Below are 18110 nucleotides of genomic sequence, written 5' to 3'. Positions count from 1 at the left end.
GCTCCATACGCCGCAGGAAAAAATGCCCAGACCGCCCAATCCGTCTGTTTCGTCGAGCCAACGCTCGGCCCAACCGTTGACCTTGCCTTCGGTCGTAACCTTGCCGTCCTGCGGCAGCCAAACCGACAGGACCGGCGATCCCGGCGAGCTTTCAAAAACTGCGACAATCGCAGGGTCGCCAGGTTCAAGGCCTATGGATCGACAGTGAATTCGGTCCACATGCCGGCTCCATAGTGACCCGGTACGTTGCAGACAAGCAGGTATTTTCCAGCCTTCAGTTCGACGGTCAATGCGCCTGATTTGCCGGGATCGAGCTCTGAAACCTCGCCCTTGTCGCCTGCTTTGTCTTCGTCGACCCGGTTCTCGGCATCCAGATAGGGAAGCGGCTTGCCGGGATCGGCAAGATACATGACGATCATTTCGTGAACGGTGTCCTTGGAGTCATTTTTCACGTTGAATGTGACCTCCCCGGCCTTCACCGCTCCGGGGGAAGCCTTCATACCCATGGTGGCCTTCGAAAGATCGATCCCGGGCGTCGCATAAGCGAGCCCCATGGGCATTTGCACGCTTGCCCCCTTGTCCCACAAAGAGACCTGGACAATCGAAGCAGCCCGGGTCGCGCTGGCGCTGCCGAGCATAAGCATTATGGCGGCAACCCCAAGCGAAGCTCTCCTCAACATGGTTTTCATGACTTTTCTCCTTGGGATAGTAGCAGAAGCGCTCTGTATCCCGGCCACCATCCTGCTCGCGGCGCCACCCGCGATCCTTGCGCCAAATCAAACCGACCGGCGGTGAGCCCGATCGGCGATGCCGAAGCCGCTGTCAGCCAGTTGTCAGGTTGAATTGGCTATCCCGCACCAATGACGGTCATACCGCCGTCTGGCCGAACCGGTCGAAATCCACCCCTCAAGGCGCAACATCAGCGCCCAACCTCTCGAATGGAGCCATTATGTATCGCACACTCGTCCTCGCCGCGCTCGTCGGCATGCTTGCAGGACCGGCGCTCGCTGCTGGCGGCAGCTGCAGCACCGCGCCGAAATCACAGTTCAAGCCCAAGGCAACGCTCGAGGCGCAATTGATCGGCGAAGGTCTCACCGTCCGCCAGATCAAGGTCGAGAAGGGTTGCTATGAAGTCTACGCAGTCGACAAGGCCGGCAAGAAAGTGAATCTCGCCTACAATGCCGAGACCCTTGAAAAGCTCGATAATGCCGAAGCCGGCGAAAACTGATCGGAACGCTTCAATAGCGGCGGACGCGCAACCATCGCTGGAGATGGTGCGCGTCTGGGACCGAGTCGTGCGAGGCTTTCACTGGGCGCTGGTGCTCAGCTTCGTCACGGCCTGGCTCACTTCCCATTCTTCGGAGGACGTCCACTATTGGGCTGGCTACACTGCTGCCGGGCTGGTCGTGACGCGGCTCGTGTGGGGTGTCCTTGGCACACCCTATGCGCGCTTCTCGCAATTCGTGCGTGACCCGGAAACGATGCTGCGCTACCTCTGGGCGTTGCTGCACGGTCGCGAAGCCCGCTACATCGGCCACAACCCTGCCGGCGGCGCAATGATACTCATGCTGATCGCGGCGATGGGTTCAACCGCACTGACCGGTTGGCTGATGACGACGGACGCCTATTTCGGCGTGTCGTGGGTCGAAACGATGCACAGCCTCAGCGCACACGGCCTACTTCTGCTGGTCCTTTTCCATATAGGCGGCGTCGTTCTGGCAAGCTTTCGCCATCGCGAAAACCTGGTACGGGCCATGATCACGGGGCGAAAACGCAAAGCCGAGCCGGCGGACATTGCCTGACAGCCATTAACCGACCGGATCCGATTTGCGCCTTGGACGATTTCTGGGGCGCAAGTCGGTCGCTCCTGTTCGACACGGCTCGGAAAGCACGCGATGCGACCCAGAAACCGGAACACCATCGCCACTCTTTTATTCAGCTTTATTCAGCAAAGGCTTATTGACCCGCATCAAAGCCGTTGGTGCTGGCTTCCTGTCTATTGCCTCCCATCAGAGCCTTCAGATTAGGGAGAGCGTCCATGACTACGACTGATATCAACGTCCCAGTTCGGAGAGTCGCGACTGCGGCGCCAACGAAACTTCGTGTAGGAGCCCTCACCGCACTGGTGATCGGTTCGATGGTCGGCTCCGGCGTATTCAGCCTTCCGCAAAATATGGCTGCAGGGGCCGGCCCCCTTGCCATCCTGATCGGCTGGGCGATCACAGCCGTGGGCATGCTGGCACTGGTCTTCGTCTATCAATCGCTAGCCACCCGCAAGCCCGAGCTGGACGCAGGGCCCTACGCCTACGCCAAGGCCGGCTTCGGCCCCTTCATCGGCTTCAACAGCGCCTGGGGCTACTGGATCAGCGCCTGGGTCGGCAACGTCTCCTACGCAGTGATCGTGTTCAGCGCGTTGTCCTATTTCTTTCCGGCCTTCGGTGATGGGAACACATGGCAGGCGGTGCTCGGCGCATCGATCCTGCTTTGGCTAATCCACGTCCTGGTTCTCGCCGGTATCCGGCAGGCAGCGGTCGTGAACCTCATCGTCACGGCGGCAAAGATCGCTCCCATCGTCCTGTTCGTCGGGGCTGTCGCGGTTGCCTTCAAACTGCAAGTCTGGTCGCTCGACTTCACCGGTCTGGGCAACGCCAGTCTCGGTTCGATCACCGCACAGGTGAAGAGCACGATGCTGGTGACCCTGTGGGTGTTCATCGGCATCGAAGGCGCCAGCGTCTTTTCCGGCCGCGCAGAACGTCGCAAGGACATCGCCACGGCAACTGTTCTCGGCTTCTTCACCTGCCTTGCGCTCTACGCCCTGGTGTCGCTGCTGTCGCTCGGCATCCTCAGCCAACCCGAGCTCGCAGTGCTGAAGAATCCGTCTATGGCGGGCGTGCTGGAAGCGGTTGTCGGTCCCTTCGGCGCTATCCTGATCAACCTCGCGCTTGTGGTATCGGTGGTTGGCGCCTTCCTGAGCTGGACGCTGCTCGCGGCAGAAATTCCACATGTCGCCGCCAAGGATGGGACAATGCCGAAATTCTTCGGCCGTGAAAGCGATCGCGGTGTGCCGGCGACCTCGCTTCTGATCACCAACCTCCTTGTCCAGGCTTTCCTGGTGATCACGCTGTTCGCGCAAAGCACCTATCAGGCATTGTTCTACATCGCGTCGGCCGCAATCCTTGTTCCCTATATCTTTTCTGGAGCTTACGCTGCCAAGCTCGCGCTGACCGGCGAGAGCTACGAGAGCGGCGAGCAACGCACTGGCCCGCTTTTGGCCGGGTTGGTGGCAACGGTCTACGGCTTGTGGCTCGTCTATGCAGCAGGCCCGGCCTACCTGTTCATGTGCGCGATCCTCTATGCCCCAGGCATCATCTTCTACGTCTGGGCGCGCCGTGAAACCAATCAGCGCGTGTTCCATACCGCCGAGGCCGCCCTCGCCGGGATCCTCATCGCGGTCGCCATCCTCGCGGTCTACGAGATGTGGACCGGCGCCGTCAGTCCGCTGTGAGAGGCCCGCTGTGCGAGGGTTGACGCGATGACAAGCCTGGGTGTCCATTCCGAAGTCGGCCGGCTGCGCGAGGTGATGGTCCACCGTCCGGACCTCAGCCTACGCAGGCTGACACCGGACAACTGCAAGGCGCTGCTCTTCGACGACGTGCTGTGGGTCAAGCGGGCCCGCCACGAGCACGACGTCTTCGTCGATTCCTTGCGCGAACGCGGCGTGCTGGTGCATTCCTTCGGGGAACTCCTGGCTGAGACAATGCGCCTGAGCAAGGCGCGCGACTGGCTCCTCGACCGCCGGATTCATCCCGGCGTCGTCGGGCTGGACATGGTCGGCGAACTGCGGGGATGGCTCAACGAGATGTCATCGGAGCAATTGTCGTCCTGCCTTGTCGGCGGCATTGCCCGGGCAGAGCTTCCTTTCGAACCCAAAGGGCTGACCGGAAGGACGCTCGCTCCTCAAGATTTCGTAGTGCCGCCGCTGCCGAACCAGCTTTTCACGCGTGACAGCTCCTGCTGGATCTACGGGTCGGTCTCGGTCAATTCCATGTATTGGCCTGCAAGGCGCCCGGAGGCGGCCAATGTCGAAGCCGTCTACCGCTTCCATCCCCGCTTCCGCGACAGCGGGGTGCCCTTTGTTTCGCCGGATCTGGGAACAGGAACCAGCCTGGAAGGCGGCGACGTCATGCCGATCGGTGGTGGAGCGGTTCTCGTCGGCATGGGCGAGCGCACCACGCCGCAAGCCGTCGGCGATCTCGCGCGCAGCCTGTTTGCCTCCGGCGAGGCGACGCGTGTGATTGCTGCGCTGATGCCCAGGGACCGAAGTTTCATGCATCTCGACACCGTCTTCACTTTCTGCGATCGCGACCTTGTCACGTTGTATCCGCCGGTGGTCGACCGGATGCGCACTTTCTCACTGCGGCCTGGCGATGGAGAGACGGCCGTCGAGGTCACCGATGAGGCAAAGCCGTTCACGACGGTGGTTGCGGAAGCCCTTGGTCTGAAGTCGCTGCGCATCATCGCCACCGGCGGCGACCGCTACGAGGCCGAGCGCGAGCAATGGGATGATGGCAACAACGTCGTTGCGGTCGAGCCCGGCGTGGTCATCGGCTACGACCGCAACGTCTACACCAACACACTGCTGCGCCGTGCCGGGATTGAAGTGATCACGGTCGAAGGCGCCGAACTCAGCCGCGGCCGAGGCGGCGGGCACTGCATGACCTGCCCGATTGTGCGCGACCCGATCTGAACCGAAAGGAATTCCCATGTCGATCAATCTTCATGGCCGCTCCGTCCTGACCTTGGACGATCTCACGGCCGACGAGATCCGTTTCCTGCTGAAGCTCGCAGCCGACCTGAAGGCAGCCAAGCTCGCCGGCCACGAAATCCCGCGTCTTGTCCGGAAGAACATCGCGTTGATCTTCGAGAAGGATTCGACGCGCACGCGGACCGGGTTCGAGGTAGCGGCCTATGACCAGGGCGCTCATGTTACCTATTTCGGCCCCACCGGCAGTCATATCGGCCACAAGGAATCGATGAAGGATACTGCTCGCGTGCTCGGCCGGATGTACGACGCGATCGAATACCGAGGCTTTGGCCAGCATCAGGCCGAACTGCTTGCCGCGCATGCCGGCGTGCCCGTCTACAACGGCCTCACCGATGAGGCGCATCCGACCCAGATTCTCGCCGACTTCATGACCATGCGCGAATTCACGCACAAGCATCTTTCTGACATGACCGTCGCCTTCGTTGGCGAAGGGCGCGACAATGTCGCGCAGTCGCTGGCGCTTGGAGCTGCCAAGGTCGGCATCGACATGCGCATAGCCTCGCCAAGGGAGCTCTGGCCGGATGAGGCATTCTGCGCCCATGTCCGAGGGCTGGCAGCACAAAGCGGCGGCCGCTTCCGGCTCGACGAGGACGTGCCGAGTTGCGTGCAGGATGCTGATTTCATCTACACCGACGTGTGGATGTCGATGGGCGAGGACAAATCGGGCTGGGCCGAGCGCATTCGCCTTCTGACACCATATCGGGTCACCGGCGAGGTGATGGCTGCCGCCGGCAATCCCCACGTCAAATTCATGCATTGCCTGCCGGCGTTCCACGACACCGGTACCGAGATCGGCGAGTTCATCGCAAAGGAGTACGGCATCGACTGCATGGAGGTCACCGACGACGTATTCGAGTCGGCTGCGTCGATTGTCTTCGACCAGGCCGAAAACCGGATGCACACGATCAAGGCCCTGCTCGTCGCCACGATCGGCAACTGAGATGCTTGTCGTTGTTGCGCTCGGCGGAAACGCATTGCTGCGTCGTGGAGAACCGATGACAGCCGACAACCAGCGCGCCAACATCGTGCGCGCCGCTTCGGTGCTCGCGGAACTTGTCGACGAAGGGCACTCGATTGTCGTCACACACGGCAATGGGCCTCAGGTGGGACTTCTGGCCCTGCAGGCAGCGGCAACGTCGGACGGCGGCACGTTTCCGCTCGACGTGCTTGGCGCCGAGAGCGCCGGCATGATCGGTTACGTCATCGAGCAGGAGCTCGGCAACCTCCTCAAGGAGAGGCTTTTTGCGACCCTGCTGACGCAGGTGAAAGTAGATCCGCAAGATCAGGCTTTCGCTCACCCGACGAAGCCGATCGGCCCGGTCTACGACAAGGCAACCGCGCATAGGCTTGCCGGCGAGCGCGGCTGGCAGATCGCGCCCGATGGCGAAAAATGGCGCCGTGTCGTGGCCTCGCCCAAGCCGTTGGAGATTCTGGAAGCGTCCGTGATTTCGTTTTTGGTCGAACGTGGCGTGATCGTCGTCTGCACCGGCGGCGGCGGGGTTCCGGTGATAGCCCGGGATGACGGCAGTCTTTGCGGCGTGGAGGCCGTCATCGACAAGGATCTGGCAAGCTCGCTTCTCGCTCGCGCGTTAAAGGCCGACATGCTGCTCATGCTGACGGATGTCGACGCCGTCTATGTCGACTATGGAACGGCTGCCGCGCATGCGCTTCGGCGCGTGACCGCCAAGGAGATCTCGGAACGGAATTTTCCAGCCGGCTCCATGGGGCCCAAGGTCGGTGCCGCAATCGAATTCGCTGAAGAAACGGGGAAACCCGCGGCGATCGGCAAGCTCGATGATGCCGTCGCAATCGTCAGAGGGGAACGCGGTACCTGGGTCGAGCCCGGCGCTCCAGCCACCGAACCTGGACGATCCTAGGCCACCGCCGCGATGGCGACGACATAGTTCTTGCCGTAGGCTTCGGCGCATTTCGGGCATGTCGTGTAGAAGAAATAGACCTCGCGCCCCTCTGCGTTTCGATGACGCGCAATTTCCCGCATTTCTTCGTCCCACGCCCTCGCCTGGCTGTATGGCCCCTCGAACAATTTGGTCACATAGTCGCCGCTCAGCGTGGTCATCTCTTCGTTGGCGACAGGTTTCGAGGTCGCAAACAGATGCTCGCTGCTCCAGGGCGAGACATCCCTGCTGAGAACGATGAGCTGATCGGGATCGGAAGCACCGGCGTCCTCGATGTGTTTGTTGACGCGCGCGAAGACGCTGCCCATGTTCACCGGGATATGCATGACGCTGTGGGTCGTGGCTTTGACAAACCGTTTGTCCCTGAAGTGCAGTTCCTGACCGTCCCAGCCCTCGGGATTGAATCTGGGGCAGCAACCGGTCGTGTTGACGCTGGCGTCGTATCGAGGCGTTGCATTCGTCTGCATGGCTCTTCTCCATTTGAACAGCCATCTGACGGGCAAGGACACCAGCCTTCCTTGATCGGAGTCAAACGCCCTGGAACGCATCAAAGCGGCCGCGCTTGTTCCTCGACGACCTTCAGCCGGACCACCGAGACCGAGCAAAGAGCCTGTGCGACCACTTTGGTCGAAACGCTGCCGAGGTGGCGGCGGATTGCCGAAGATGCCCGGGCACCAACGACGATGTGGCCGACGTCATTGTGCTCGGCATAGTCGAGGATCGCATCAGCGGGGCTGACCGCTTCGAGCACATGATAACTGATGCGGTCTTCCGGCAGATGAAGTGGGTGAGCCCAATCCTTCAGCGCCACCAGCCGTTTCAAGTAGACGGGGCGTCCGGATTCGTCGACCGCCCGCGTCTCGCCTATGATCTCGGTCCTCAGGACCGTCACGCAGGCCAGCCGGGAATCCTCGCGCGAAGCAAGCACACGAGCGGTTTCATTGAGGACCTCGCCCGCCAGCGCATCGCTGCCATTGGCCAGATCGACCGCGGCGAGGACAATAGACGGGCCGGCCTGCGCCCTCGACAAGGTCGGCTTGCCGACAAGCGATCTGTCATCCGTCTTGTGAAACAGCCTGGCGATCGCGGCCCATACTCCCTTGTCCTGGGGTTTGCGCCTTGCGACCACCACCTGGTCGGGGTTCCTCAGGTCGGACAGAAGGTGCGCCGCCTCGACATATCGTCGAGACCTGTCCACTTCCATGCATCTCAGGATGATGGCTTCCAGCCAACGCGGAATGGCATCGTTGATATCTCTCGGCGACCTTGGAGCGTGATAGAGCCTGCGCTTCATCCCCGCAAAAGTCGCCGGCCGCCCGAACGGCTCCTCGCCCGTTGCCAGCTGATAGAGGATGCAACCCAGAGCAAACAAGTCACTTGCAGGGTCGGACCGCTCTCCGAGCACCTGTTCTGGTGAAATATAGGCGGCCGTGCCCATCGGCACCGAGCTTTCCGCGCCGAGAAGATCGGGAAGCTCCGCGTGCCGAGCGAGCCCGAAGTCGAGGAGCACTGCCCCGCGCTCGGCGAGAATGACATTCTCGGGTTTGAGATCGAGATGGACGACCTTCTGCCGGTGCAGGGCAGCGAGTGCGGTCGCGATCTCGGCGCCGATCCTTGTCACCTCGTCCACGGGGAGCGGCGCGTTGCCGACGAGATCCGCCAGGCCGGTGCCCGCCACGAACTCCATGGCAAGATAGGGCACCCGCGACAAGCTGCCGGCTGCCGCAAAACGCGGCACATGCGGGCCTGACAGGCGTTTGAGGATCAGCTCCTCCGCCTCGAAACCGAGGATGACGGAAACATCCCCGCCCGGGTCGAGAAACGGTATCTTCAGCACAAGCGGGAATTCGTATCGCGGGTTGGTCGCCCGCCAGAGCGAGGCCATGCCGCCGGCAGGCAGCTTTTCCACCAGCTCGAAACCATCGATGACTGCCCCTGCCTCAAACCTTTGCATGGGAATACGTCTCCTCAGCGGCCGATCTTCAAACGCATGCCAAGCCAACCGGGCAGACCGGCGGCCTGGATCTTGCGTGCCGTTTCTTCATGATCATAGGGGACACGAACCATCGTGACCTCGTGGCGTTGTGGGTCGACAAGAACAAAGCATGCCGCCGGGTTGCCATCGCGAGGTTGACCAACAGCGCCGGCAATTATCAGATGCCTCCTCAGCGCCGACAGTGGCGCCGCCACGTTGTCCAGCGGCTGAAAATGCATCGGTCGACGCCCGGGTAGCGCATAATAGATGGCCGGCACGTGGGTATGGCCGCAGAAAATGAACTGGGCATCCGTTGAAGACAGGCAGCGTTCTGCCGCATCGACGTCGCGTATATACGACCATCTTTCTGGCCTCTCGGCACTGGCGTGCACATACAGCCGGTTCTCGGATTGCAGTGAAAGCGGCAATCGCGCCAGGAAATCGAGGTGCGTGGAAGCGAGGCGTTCACGGGTCCACTGGGCCGCGAACCGTGCATTCTCAGTCATGTTGCTCAGGTTCCGCGCCACTGCCTCGTCGTGGTTGCCCATGATGCAAAGCGCGCCGCGCGCCACCAGATCGATGGCCTTCTCGATCACATAGATGGGATCCGGCCCGTAGCCGACCAGATCGCCGAGCAACACCACCTCGTCCGGATCGTGCCTTCGGACGGCCTCCAGGGCTGCGTCGAACGCCTCGCGATTGGCATGGATATCAGACAGGATCGCGATGCGCATTCAACCTATCCCGAGCGTAGGCAAACCATAGGCAACCGGCGGCGCGAATGATTTGATCCGGCTCAACACCCATGCGCGAGATAATCGGGAGGAGCAATAACCAAGCTGCCAACCACGACAGTCGCATCCGCGGAGCCGGTATATCGCGGATATCACGACACCATCTGCAAAGTCGAAGACGCAGGGTCGGATGGCAGCGGGATCGCAGCGACGCCAAGGGCGGCCGCCTGACGTCCAGGCCTCGCCTAGGTAGTTTCCCGTAGGGACATAACCGAATTTCGGCACCCGCCGATTTGCGCGATTGCTGTGTCACGGATCAACCGGGAAGACAGCCATGCAAGCCTACACCTCCTCCAGGATTTCATTGTCGTCGCATCTTGCTCAGCCGGGCCTGCCAGCGCCACTCGATTCCGGGCCGGTGCAGCCGGTCAGCTTCTTCCCAGCGGGTTCAGAGATCTATGCCCAGGGCGGGAAGGCGGGAGCCTTCTACCAGGTCGAGTTCGGCGCCGTTCGCATCTACCGACTGCTTGCCGATGGCCGCCGGCAGATAAGTGCCTTCCACCTGGCTGGAGAGACATTCGGCTTCGAAGCTGGCACGACGCACCACTTCTTCGCCGAAGCGATCAATGCCACCTGTGTTCGTGTCTTCCGCTTCAATGCTGGGGCGGACATGTCACATCAGTTGCTGCCCCTGGCGCTCAAGGGGTTGACCAGGGCCCAGGAACACCTCCTCGTCCTGGGTCGCCAGAACGCCATCGAACGCGTGGCCGCCTTCCTGGTGGATATGGTGGAGCGCCAAGGCGGCCTGCGGCAGGTGGAACTTCCGATGTCGCGCATGGACATCGGCGACTATCTGGGACTCACCATCGAGACCGTGTCACGGGTTTTCACCCGGCTGAAGGACAAGGGCGTCATCCGCCTGCTCAACCTGCGCAGCGTCGAAATCCTCAAGCAGGACGTGTTACGGACCATGGGCGAATGAGCCCTCCCAAGCAGCGAGCGTAACGTCAGCCTCAGATCAGGGATCTTGTTGTCATGAACGATACACTTACCACCCACACCGGATTTCGCTTCGAAGTGCGTCGCGCGCGCCCTGAAGACGAGGCCGGGCTGGCCGAGTTCTTCACGCATGTGACCGCGGAAGATCTGCGCTTCCGCTTTCTCGGCGCTGTGAAGGAAGTTTCGCATGAACGGCTGGTGGCGATGACGCGTTCAGACGACGCGCATATCCATAATTTCGTGGCCTTCTCGACCGACGGGATGTTGATCGCCGTTGCGACGCTGGCAAGCGATCGCGCCGACCGAACCGGCGAGGTCGCGATCTGCATTCGCGCGGATCGCAAGCATCTGGGCGTTGGCTGGGAACTGCTCGCCTATATCTCGAAATATGCCGAAAAACTTGGACTCGAAGCGATCGAAGCGATCGAGAGCCGTGAAAACCGTGCCGCCATCGAGGTCGAGCGCGACATGGGTTTCACCGTGACCACCGATCCCGACGATGCGACACTCGTCCAGGTTCGAAGGGAACTGGGCGCACGATCAGCCGGTTAGGGGCTCGGCCCCTCCTGGTTTGCCGAAGACGCAAAGATCGACATCTCTACCGCGACGGCACGTTCTTCATCTGCTGGAATGACAAGGACATCGACGCGGGAATTGCGATTGCTAACAACGTCCTCGCCTCGTCGGTTTCGCTGTTCATCGATGCCAACTCCAAGCCAGGCCGCGGCGGCGCCGATCCTTTCCCGGACCAACGGCGCGTTTTCGCCAATGCCGGCAGTGAACACCAGTGTGTCCAGTCCTCCCATGGCAGCGGCCAGCGATCCTATCTCGCGTCCGATCCGATAAACGAAGAGATCGACAGCCTGAACGGCAGCAGGATCCTCCGAGCCGATCAGGGTCCGCATATCGCCAGATATACCAGACACGCCGAGTAGGCCTGATTGCTCGTAGAGAAGCATGACCAGTTCTTCGGCGGACAGCCGCCGTTCCTGCAGCAAGTGGAGGATGACCCCCGGATCGAGCGCACCGCAACGCGTGCTCATGACAAGGCCGTCCAGGGTCGAAAACCCCATGGTCGTGGCGACGCTTCGTCCAGAGTCCATGGCGCACAGGCTGGCGCCGCTGCCGAGATGAGCGACGATCGTGCGGCCGCCGGCGACGGCGCCGTATCGGTCATGCAGCTTCGCAGCGATGTGGCTGTAGGACAGCCCATGAAAGCCGTAGGAAACGATGCCCGCCTCGGTCATCGCGCGCGGCAGCCCGTAGGTTTTGGCAAGCTCCGGCCGGGTCGAATGAAACGCCGTGTCGAAGCATCCTACCTGGACGGCCTGCGGGAGGAGTGCAGTGGCCAGCGCGACAATCTCGAGATTGATCCGTTGGTGGATGGGCGCCATTGGCTCGAGCAAGCGCAGTGCTTTGAGCGTGCGTTCGTCGAGCTGCGTTGCTTCGGTGAAGTCGCGCCCGCCGTGAACGATCCTGTGCCCTACCCTGTCGATGCGACGCAAGAGATCGTTTTCGACGAGCACGGAGGCAACCGCCGCGAACGCCTTGTCCATATCGATTGGTTCTTTGCTCAGGCTCCTGTCGACTTTGGAGCTGCCGGCTACGGCCTCGACACGCAGCCGCGGTTGTTGACCCAGAGAGGAGACGTTGCCGCGCAGCAGCAGCGCCAGCTCACCGCGTCGCCCGAATACGGCGAACTTCAGGCTCGAAGAACCGCCGTTGAGAACAAGGATCGCGTCGGTCATGAAGCCATCCGAAATGTTGCCGTTCCCATGCGCTTGCGAACGGGTGTCCGTTCAATCCGGACGCTTCGGCGCCGCATCAGCATCCTGTCCCCACTTCCAGTCAAGGATCTCCGGCATGTCCTGCCCATGGGCGCGAATATAGGCTCGATGTTTAAGCAGCTTGCTGTCCATCGCCTGCTTCAGGCTGACCCGCATGCCCTTCAGTCGCGGAACCCAGTCGAGGACGCTTTGGACGATATGAAAGCGGTCAAGGCCGTTCAGCACCGTCATATCGAAAGGGGTCGTCGTCGTCCCTTCCTCGTTGTAGCCGCGCACATGGATGTTGTCATGGTTGGTGCGCCGATAGGTCAGGCGGTGAATGGTCCAGGGATAGCCATGATAGGCAAAGATGACCGGTTTATCCGGGGTGAACAGCGCATCGAAATCACGATCCGACAGACCGTGCGGATGATATTCCTTCGGCTGAAGCGTCATCAGGTCGACGATATTGACCACCCTGATCCTGAGGTCGGGAGCCTGTTGCCTGAGGATCTGCACGGCGGCCAGCGTTTCGAGGGTCGGGACGTCGCCGGCGCAAGCCATCACGACGTCGGGCTCAGCCCCATCGTCCGTCGACGCCCAGTCCCAGATGCCGATCCCTGCCCGGCAGTGAACGATCGCCTTGTCCATCGGCAGCCACTGCCATGACGGCGGCTTGCCTGCGACGATGACGTTGATGCGGTTCCAGGTCTGCAGCACATGGTCGGTCACGCACAGCAAGGTGTTGGCGTCCGGTGGCAGGTAGACCCGTACGATGTCGGCCTTCTTGTTGAGGGCGACGTCGATGAAACCAGGGTCCTGATGGCTGAAGCCGTTATGTTCCTGATGCCAGACATGGCTGGACAACAGATAGTTCAGCGATGCGATCGGCCGGCGCCACGGGATCTCGCGGCAGGCATCCAGCCATTTCGCATGCTGGTTGAACATGGAATCGACGATGTGGATAAACGCCTCGTAGCAGGAAAACAGGCCGTGGCGCCCGGTGAGCAGGTAGCCTTCCAGCCAGCCCTGGCAGGTGTGCTCGGAGAGGATTTCGAGAACTCGGCCGTCGCGCCCGAGATGAACGTCTTCGGGCAGAATCTTTTCCATCCAGCCGCGCTCGGTGACTTCAAACACGTCCTGAAGACGGTTTGAGGCAGTCTCGTCCGGGCCGACGATGCGGAAGTTCTTCGCGGCCTCATTCAACCGCATGACGTCCCGCAGGAAGCTGCCCATCGCCCGCGTCGACTCGGCCTTGATGGCGCCGGGGCGCTCGACCGCAATGGCGTGGTCATGCAACCCGGGCAGTTCGAGGGACCTGCGCAGCAGCCCGCCATTGGCGTGCGGGTTGGCACTCATTCGTTTCGTTGCCTGCGGGGCCGTGGCGCGGATCGAAGCGACAGGAGCGCCAGCGGCGTCGAACAGTTCCTCGGGCCGGTAGCTTCTCAGCCACTCCTCAAGCAGCTTGAGATGCGCGGGGTTTTCGGCAAGGCCCGACAATGGAACCTGGTGCGAGCGCCAGAAGCCCTCTGTCTTCAGTCCGTCGACCTCTTTCGGCCCGGTCCACCCCTTAGGGCTGCGCAGCACGATCATCGGCCATTTTGGTCTTGGCTCGGTCGGGGCTAGTCCGTTGCGCGCGGCATGCTGGATAAGCTTGATGCGATCAAACGCATCGTCGAGCACGCTCGCCATCCGCTCATGCATCAGGACCGGCTCGTGGCCTTCCACGAACAGCGGCTCATAGCCGTAGCCGGCAAACAGCGCGCGCAATTCCTCTTCGGGAATGCGGGCCAGTATAGTTGGATTGGCGATCTTATAGCCGTTGAGATGCAGGATCGGCAGCACGGCCCCGTCGCGCGTCGGGTTGAGGAATTTGTTGGAGTGCCACGCGGCCGCCGACGGTCCGGTTTCTGCTTCACCGTCACCGACGACGCAGGCAACGATGAGATCAGGATTGTCAAAGGCCGCGCCATAGGCGTGCGAAAGCGAATAGCCCAACTCGCCGCCCTCATGGATCGAGCCCGGCACGTCCGGTGCGGCATGGCTCGGTATGCCGCCGGGAAACGAGAACTGCCGGAACAGCTTGCGCATCCCCTGCTCGTCCATCGCAATGTCCGGATTGAGCTCGCTGTAGGTGCCTTCCAGATAGGTATTCGCCACCATTGCCGGGCCGCCATGACCGGGTCCGCAGATATAGATCACATTCGCGTCCCTGAGCCGGATGACGCGATTGAGGTGGGCATAGATGAAACTCAATCCGGGCGACGTTCCCCAGTGGCCGAGGAGACGCGGCTTGACGTGCTCAAGCAGCAACGGTTCGCGCAGCAGCGGATTGTCGAGCAGGTAGATCTGGCCGATCGTCAGATAGTTGGCTGCGCGCCAATAGGCATCGATATCATGCAGCTCGCGATCCGACCGAAGGCCGCCGGAAGCTGGTATCGTCCTATGCTCGGTCATGTCTGGCTCCCATCCTGTTGGCGCCCTGTCGCCGGAGCGCGACATGGGCTTGTGTTCGTCGATCCGCGGGGAATGGACACCAACGCGTGTGCACGCTTTCCGTTCATCGCTTCGCAACCTTACGTATCCGTGTCCTCGAGCGCGCGCGCCTCCGGGTATGCCATGCAGAGACATGCTATTGGCTTCATGAGATTTCGCCTCCTTCGCAACAGGGCCGAACCACAGGATGCCTGCGCTCACGACATCTATGGAGGCCGCGGACAGCGCTGCATTGATTCACCGCAAATGCTGCCATCGGTGCGGTCGAGGAATGAAGGTTGGGCATGCTCGGTCTGGAGGCCCACCAGACGCCGCGTACGCGGACACAAATGCGGCGCTGTGGCAAAACAACCCCGTCAGCCTCGTGTAATTTATTGATTTCATTGAAATATTGGTGAGCGCGATGGGATTCGAACCCATGACCTACTGATTAAAAGTCAGTTGCTCTACCGGCTGAGCTACGCGCTCCCGCGGGCGCGAAAAGGCGGCCCTCGAAATTGCGCGGAACATAGGGAGAGTGCCTCGACCGGTCAACCGGAAAAAGAGCATCCGCAAGCCATACCGCGCAAGCATTCCCACTGTGGCACTCCGCCTGCTTCGATCAAAGGCGCAACGCCCCCGGCGAAGCGCTGGCATCACCCCACGTCGGCGCTGGTGGGAGGCCTCAGAAACATTACAATTCAGCAACTTGGGATTTAGCGAGGAACCTTCCCCAAAACCACCCGTTGTCTCGCCTCAAGGGACGTCAATCACCCTTTCGAAGGAGAAGGTCATGAACAAGATCGTATCGGGTATACTGGCGACCACCCTGTCGGCTTCGTTTGCCGCGACTGCACTGCCTGCCAATGCCACGCAGATGTTGGTGCCGCAGGCGGCTTCGAGCGCTGTGCAGACGGTCGATTACAAGCCGTGGATGAACCGCCATTTCGACGGCAACCGTAACTTCGCGCGTAACGGCGACGCCTATTGGAATGGCCATCGCGGCTATCGCGAATATCATCGCGGCTATCGCCGCCACGGCGACTACTGGTTTCCGCTGGCAGCTTTCGCGACTGGCGCGCTGATTACGGGTGCCATCGTCAACAGCGAGAACAACCGCGTCTCCGAAGGCAATGCGCATGTGCAGTGGTGCTACGACCGCTATCGCAGCTATCGTGCTTCGGACAACACATTCCAGCCGAACTACGGACCGCGCCAGGAGTGCCGTTCGCCTTACTGACCCAGGGATGAGTGTCAGTGGCTGGCAAGTCTGATTACAAGGCCCGCGTTGGAAATGGCGCGGGCCTTTTCGTTGAGACTTTCAGCATCCCGGTCAACGGAATGAAGTTTCCTGTCAGTTGGTCCAGCTTGCGCTTTTGAGCATCAGATAAAGGCCTCCACCTTCTCCGCGCGGAGAGCGATAGGCTCCGAGCGCGTCGCAGACTCGCACCATTGCCGCGGCCAGTTCCCAGCCGAGTGCTTCCAGGTCATCTGTCGTGTCGGTCACAAAAGCCTGCTGAAGTTCGGCAATATCATTCTCCTCGCCGAAGGAACGAACGCGATTGGCGTCGGCAAGAAGTTCGTTGGGCAAGTTGGAATTCGACCACGCCCAAAGCCAGTTGCCGGCCTTGGCGCTTGTCGAGCCAGCAATCTGAATCTCGGCAACGACCTTGACGGCACCATTGTCCGAAAACAAAAGCCTGCCGGTCGTCAGGTCATAGTCATAGCGCGGCCAGCGGCCGAGGCGAAACTCCTTCTCCAAAATGGCATTCTTCGCGGTCAGCTGTTCAAAAGCCTCGTCCCGCCAAGCAGGATACCAGTCTGGCTGCATGTCCCCCACCTCAAGTCCGTTCCTGTGGTGACCGTTATGACACGCTCAGAGTCCTGCGCACAGCATCGCGCCAGCCTGCCAGCTTGGCGGATCGCGTGGCGCTATCCATCTCCGGCTTGAACCGCCGCTCGAGCGCCCAGCTCTTGGCGAATTCCTTCGCCTTGGGCCAGACACCAGCCTTCGAGCCGGCAAGCCAGGCCGCACCCAGCGCGGTCGTCTCGAGGATGGTCGGGCGATCGACGGGAGCATCGAGAATGTCGGCCAGCCGCTGCATGGTCCAGTCCGACGCGACCATGCCGCCATCGACCCTCAGCACCGTTTTCGCCGAAGTGCCCTTCCAGTCCTTGCGCATGGCGTCGAGCAGGTCGCGGGTCTGATAGGCGACGGCCTCCAGGGCGGCGCGCGCGAACTCCGCAGGACCGGAATTGCGTGTCAGTCCGAAAATCGCGCCGCGCGCCTCGGCGTCCCAATGCGGCGCGCCGAGACCGACAAAGGCCGGCACCAGATAGACGTTTTGCGTCGGATCGGCTTCATCAGCGAGTTTGCCGCTCTGCTCGGCCTTGCCGATCACCTTGATGCCGTCCCGCAGCCATTGCACGGCAGCGCCGGCGATGAAGATCGAGCCTTCCAGGGCATAGGTGGTCTTGCCGTTCAGCCGATAGGCGATGGTGGTCAAGAGCCGGTTCTTCGAACGCACCAGATCGCCGCCGGTGTTGAGCAGCGCGAAGCAGCCGGTGCCATAGGTGGATTTCATCATGCCCGGCTCGAAGCAGGCCTGGCCGATGGTCGCGGCGTGCTGGTCGCCGGCAACGCCGAGAATCCTTATTGCGGCGCCGAAGAGATTCTTCTCCGTGACGCCATAGTCATCTGCGCAATCCTTCACTTCGGGCAGCATCGCGGGGGGAATGCGCAGGATGGCCAGTAGCTCGTCGTCCCAGACATTTTTCTCGATGTTGTAGACCAGCGTGCGCGAAGCGTTGGTGGCATCGGTGGCGTGGACCTTGCCGCCGGTCAGCCGCCAGATCAAAAAGCTGTCAATCGTGCCGGCGAGCAGCTCGCCCTTCTCGGCACGCTTCCTCGCCCCCTTCACCTTGTCCAGCATCCAGGCGATCTTGGTGCCCGAGAAATAGGGATCGAGCAGAAGGCCGGTCTTGCGTGTGAAATTCTTCTCCAGCCCCTGCTTCTTCAGTTTCTGGCAGAGCGGCGCGGTGCGCCGATCCTGCCAGACGATGGCGTTGTGGATCGGCTTGCCGGTCGCCCTGTCCCAGATCACGACGGTCTCGCGTTGGTTCGTGATGCCGATGGCGGCGACATCAGATCCTTCGCGGCCAGCATTCTTCAGCGCAGCCTTCACGGTCGTCACGACGCTTGCCCAGATCTCTTCCGGGTCATGCTCGACCCAGCCCGAGGCCGGATAGTGCTGGGTGAATTCCTTCTGCCCGCTGCCGGCGACTTTCATCTCACCGTCAAACAGGATCGCCCGGGTCGATGTCGTTCCCTGGTCGATTGCCAGCACAAAACCGCTCATTGCGTCCTCCGCCTTCACACAAACAGGGGAGACGGCAACATGCCGCCTCCCCCAATTTCAC

17 protein-coding genes and 1 tRNA gene are annotated in these 18110 nt (G+C 61.5%); 9 read left to right on the top strand and 9 right to left on the bottom strand.

Features of this window, described 5'->3' with window-relative positions; translation table 11 throughout:
• Window positions 1-191: 191 nt before the first annotated feature.
• Entirely contained in the window at window positions 192-689 is a 498-nt protein-coding gene (locus CK226_RS29605; RefSeq protein ID WP_095789728.1) for a sulfocyanin-like copper-binding protein, read from the bottom strand.
• 260 nt (window positions 690-949) lie between these two features.
• Between CK226_RS29605 and CK226_RS29600 the strand changes: the two genes are divergently transcribed.
• The 6 genes from CK226_RS29600 to arcC all read left to right on the top strand — a co-directional run bounded on the left by CK226_RS29600 (window position 950) and on the right by arcC (window position 6702).
• Window positions 950-1228 (top strand): PepSY domain-containing protein, encoded by a 279-nt coding sequence (locus CK226_RS29600; RefSeq protein ID WP_095793736.1) that lies wholly within the window; start codon window positions 950-952, stop codon window positions 1226-1228.
• Window positions 1206-1802 carry a cytochrome b/b6 domain-containing protein gene (locus CK226_RS29595; RefSeq protein ID WP_348629102.1) on the top strand — a complete coding sequence of 199 codons (597 nt, stop codon included), beginning with the start codon at window positions 1206-1208 and terminating at the stop codon, window positions 1800-1802. Before CK226_RS29600 ends, CK226_RS29595 begins: the two co-directional genes overlap by 23 nt.
• 179 nt (window positions 1803-1981) lie before the next feature.
• Window positions 1982-3505: an arginine-ornithine antiporter gene (gene arcD / locus CK226_RS29590; protein ID WP_245437883.1), complete on the top strand. Its 1524-nt coding sequence runs from the start codon at window positions 1982-1984 to the stop codon at window positions 3503-3505.
• Between the two features lie 27 nt (window positions 3506-3532).
• A complete protein-coding gene (locus CK226_RS29585) occupies window positions 3533-4747 on the top strand; it encodes an arginine deiminase (RefSeq protein ID WP_095775417.1) in 1215 nt (404 codons plus the stop codon).
• A 16-nt stretch (window positions 4748-4763) separates the two neighbouring features.
• Window positions 4764-5765, top strand: a complete 1002-nt coding sequence (argF, locus tag CK226_RS29580; RefSeq protein ID WP_095793733.1) for an ornithine carbamoyltransferase — start codon at window positions 4764-4766, stop codon at window positions 5763-5765.
• Window position 5766: 1 nt separating this feature from the next.
• The gene (arcC, locus tag CK226_RS29575) at window positions 5767-6702 is read left to right on the top strand and encodes a carbamate kinase (RefSeq protein ID WP_095789723.1); all 936 of its coding nucleotides are present in this window, start codon (window positions 5767-5769) and stop codon (window positions 6700-6702) included.
• Here the strand turns inward: arcC and CK226_RS29570 are convergent.
• The 3 genes from CK226_RS29570 to CK226_RS29560 all read right to left on the bottom strand — a co-directional run bounded on the left by CK226_RS29570 (window position 6699) and on the right by CK226_RS29560 (window position 9450).
• Entirely contained in the window at window positions 6699-7208 is a 510-nt protein-coding gene (locus CK226_RS29570; RefSeq protein WP_095793732.1) for a hydrolase, read from the bottom strand. The two genes, arcC and CK226_RS29570, sit on opposite strands and share 4 nt — an antisense overlap.
• An 80-nt stretch (window positions 7209-7288) precedes the next feature.
• Window positions 7289-8695 carry a bifunctional serine/threonine-protein kinase/universal stress protein gene (locus CK226_RS29565; RefSeq protein WP_095793731.1) on the bottom strand — a complete coding sequence of 469 codons (1407 nt, stop codon included), beginning with the start codon at window positions 8693-8695 and terminating at the stop codon, window positions 7289-7291.
• A 14-nt stretch (window positions 8696-8709) separates the two neighbouring features.
• Window positions 8710-9450, bottom strand: coding sequence for a metallophosphoesterase family protein (locus CK226_RS29560; protein ID WP_095775412.1), 741 nt, complete (start codon window positions 9448-9450; stop codon window positions 8710-8712).
• A 334-nt stretch (window positions 9451-9784) separates the two neighbouring features.
• Here CK226_RS29560 and CK226_RS29555 point away from each other — a divergent pair, with 334 nt between their 5' ends.
• Both CK226_RS29555 and CK226_RS29550 read left to right on the top strand, forming a co-directional pair.
• Window positions 9785-10432 (top strand): helix-turn-helix domain-containing protein, encoded by a 648-nt coding sequence (locus CK226_RS29555; RefSeq protein ID WP_095793730.1) that lies wholly within the window; start codon window positions 9785-9787, stop codon window positions 10430-10432.
• A gap of 53 nt (window positions 10433-10485) precedes the next feature.
• Window positions 10486-11001, top strand: a complete 516-nt coding sequence (locus CK226_RS29550) for a GNAT family N-acetyltransferase (protein ID WP_095775410.1) — start codon at window positions 10486-10488, stop codon at window positions 10999-11001.
• Here CK226_RS29550 and CK226_RS29545 read toward each other — a convergent pair.
• The 3 genes from CK226_RS29545 to CK226_RS29535 form a co-directional block, all read right to left on the bottom strand.
• Entirely contained in the window at window positions 10998-12197 is a 1200-nt protein-coding gene (locus CK226_RS29545) for an acetate/propionate family kinase (protein ID WP_095775409.1), read from the bottom strand. The two genes, CK226_RS29550 and CK226_RS29545, sit on opposite strands and share 4 nt — an antisense overlap.
• Window positions 12198-12248: 51 nt before the next feature.
• Window positions 12249-14672, bottom strand: coding sequence for a phosphoketolase family protein (locus tag CK226_RS29540; RefSeq protein WP_095793747.1), 2424 nt, complete (start codon window positions 14670-14672; stop codon window positions 12249-12251).
• Between the two features lie 431 nt (window positions 14673-15103).
• Window positions 15104-15179: transfer RNA gene (locus CK226_RS29535), tRNA-Lys, on the bottom strand.
• 304 nt (window positions 15180-15483) lie between these two features.
• Between CK226_RS29535 and CK226_RS29530 the strand changes: the two genes are divergently transcribed.
• Complete coding sequence (locus CK226_RS29530; protein ID WP_095793729.1) at window positions 15484-15930, top strand: BA14K family protein; 447 nt, start codon at window positions 15484-15486, stop codon at window positions 15928-15930.
• A gap of 114 nt (window positions 15931-16044) precedes the next feature.
• On the opposite strand, the gene CK226_RS29525 is transcribed toward CK226_RS29530, so the two are convergent.
• Together CK226_RS29525 and glpK are read right to left on the bottom strand one after the other, a co-directional pair.
• The gene (locus CK226_RS29525) at window positions 16045-16521 is read right to left on the bottom strand and encodes a DUF6882 domain-containing protein (RefSeq protein WP_095789718.1); all 477 of its coding nucleotides are present in this window, start codon (window positions 16519-16521) and stop codon (window positions 16045-16047) included.
• Window positions 16522-16555: 34 nt separating this feature from the next.
• Window positions 16556-18049, bottom strand: coding sequence for a glycerol kinase GlpK (glpK, locus tag CK226_RS29520; protein WP_095775405.1), 1494 nt, complete (start codon window positions 18047-18049; stop codon window positions 16556-16558).
• Between the last annotated feature and the right edge of the window lie 61 nt (window positions 18050-18110).

This window comes from Mesorhizobium sp. WSM4311 (assembly GCF_002295115.1).
Lineage (GTDB): Bacteria > Pseudomonadota > Alphaproteobacteria > Rhizobiales > Rhizobiaceae > Mesorhizobium.
Note: the sequence above shows the minus strand (reverse complement) of the source record. Positions and strands in the feature narration are given on the sequence as shown.

Excerpts from the sequence above, each read along its gene's own strand:
- CK226_RS29605 (WP_095789728.1), bottom strand. The coding sequence starts at position 689 with ATGAAAACCATGTTGAGGAGAGCTTCGCTTGGGGTTGCCGCCATAATG.
- CK226_RS29600 (WP_095793736.1), top strand. The coding sequence starts at position 950 with ATGTATCGCACACTCGTCCTCGCCGCGCTCGTCGGCATGCTTGCAGGA.
- CK226_RS29595 (WP_348629102.1), top strand. The coding sequence starts at position 1,206 with ATGCCGAAGCCGGCGAAAACTGATCGGAACGCTTCAATAGCGGCGGAC.
- CK226_RS29585 (WP_095775417.1), top strand. The coding sequence starts at position 3,533 with ATGACAAGCCTGGGTGTCCATTCCGAAGTCGGCCGGCTGCGCGAGGTG.
- argF (WP_095793733.1), top strand. The coding sequence starts at position 4,764 with ATGTCGATCAATCTTCATGGCCGCTCCGTCCTGACCTTGGACGATCTC.
- arcC (WP_095789723.1), top strand. The coding sequence starts at position 5,767 with ATGCTTGTCGTTGTTGCGCTCGGCGGAAACGCATTGCTGCGTCGTGGA.
- CK226_RS29570 (WP_095793732.1), bottom strand. The coding sequence starts at position 7,208 with ATGCAGACGAATGCAACGCCTCGATACGACGCCAGCGTCAACACGACC.
- CK226_RS29565 (WP_095793731.1), bottom strand. The coding sequence starts at position 8,695 with ATGCAAAGGTTTGAGGCAGGGGCAGTCATCGATGGTTTCGAGCTGGTG.
- CK226_RS29560 (WP_095775412.1), bottom strand. The coding sequence starts at position 9,450 with ATGCGCATCGCGATCCTGTCTGATATCCATGCCAATCGCGAGGCGTTC.
- CK226_RS29555 (WP_095793730.1), top strand. The coding sequence starts at position 9,785 with ATGCAAGCCTACACCTCCTCCAGGATTTCATTGTCGTCGCATCTTGCT.
- CK226_RS29550 (WP_095775410.1), top strand. The coding sequence starts at position 10,486 with ATGAACGATACACTTACCACCCACACCGGATTTCGCTTCGAAGTGCGT.
- CK226_RS29545 (WP_095775409.1), bottom strand. The coding sequence starts at position 12,197 with ATGACCGACGCGATCCTTGTTCTCAACGGCGGTTCTTCGAGCCTGAAG.
- CK226_RS29540 (WP_095793747.1), bottom strand. The coding sequence starts at position 14,672 with ATGACCGAGCATAGGACGATACCAGCTTCCGGCGGCCTTCGGTCGGAT.
- CK226_RS29530 (WP_095793729.1), top strand. The coding sequence starts at position 15,484 with ATGAACAAGATCGTATCGGGTATACTGGCGACCACCCTGTCGGCTTCG.
- CK226_RS29525 (WP_095789718.1), bottom strand. The coding sequence starts at position 16,521 with ATGCAGCCAGACTGGTATCCTGCTTGGCGGGACGAGGCTTTTGAACAG.
- glpK (WP_095775405.1), bottom strand. The coding sequence starts at position 18,049 with ATGAGCGGTTTTGTGCTGGCAATCGACCAGGGAACGACATCGACCCGG.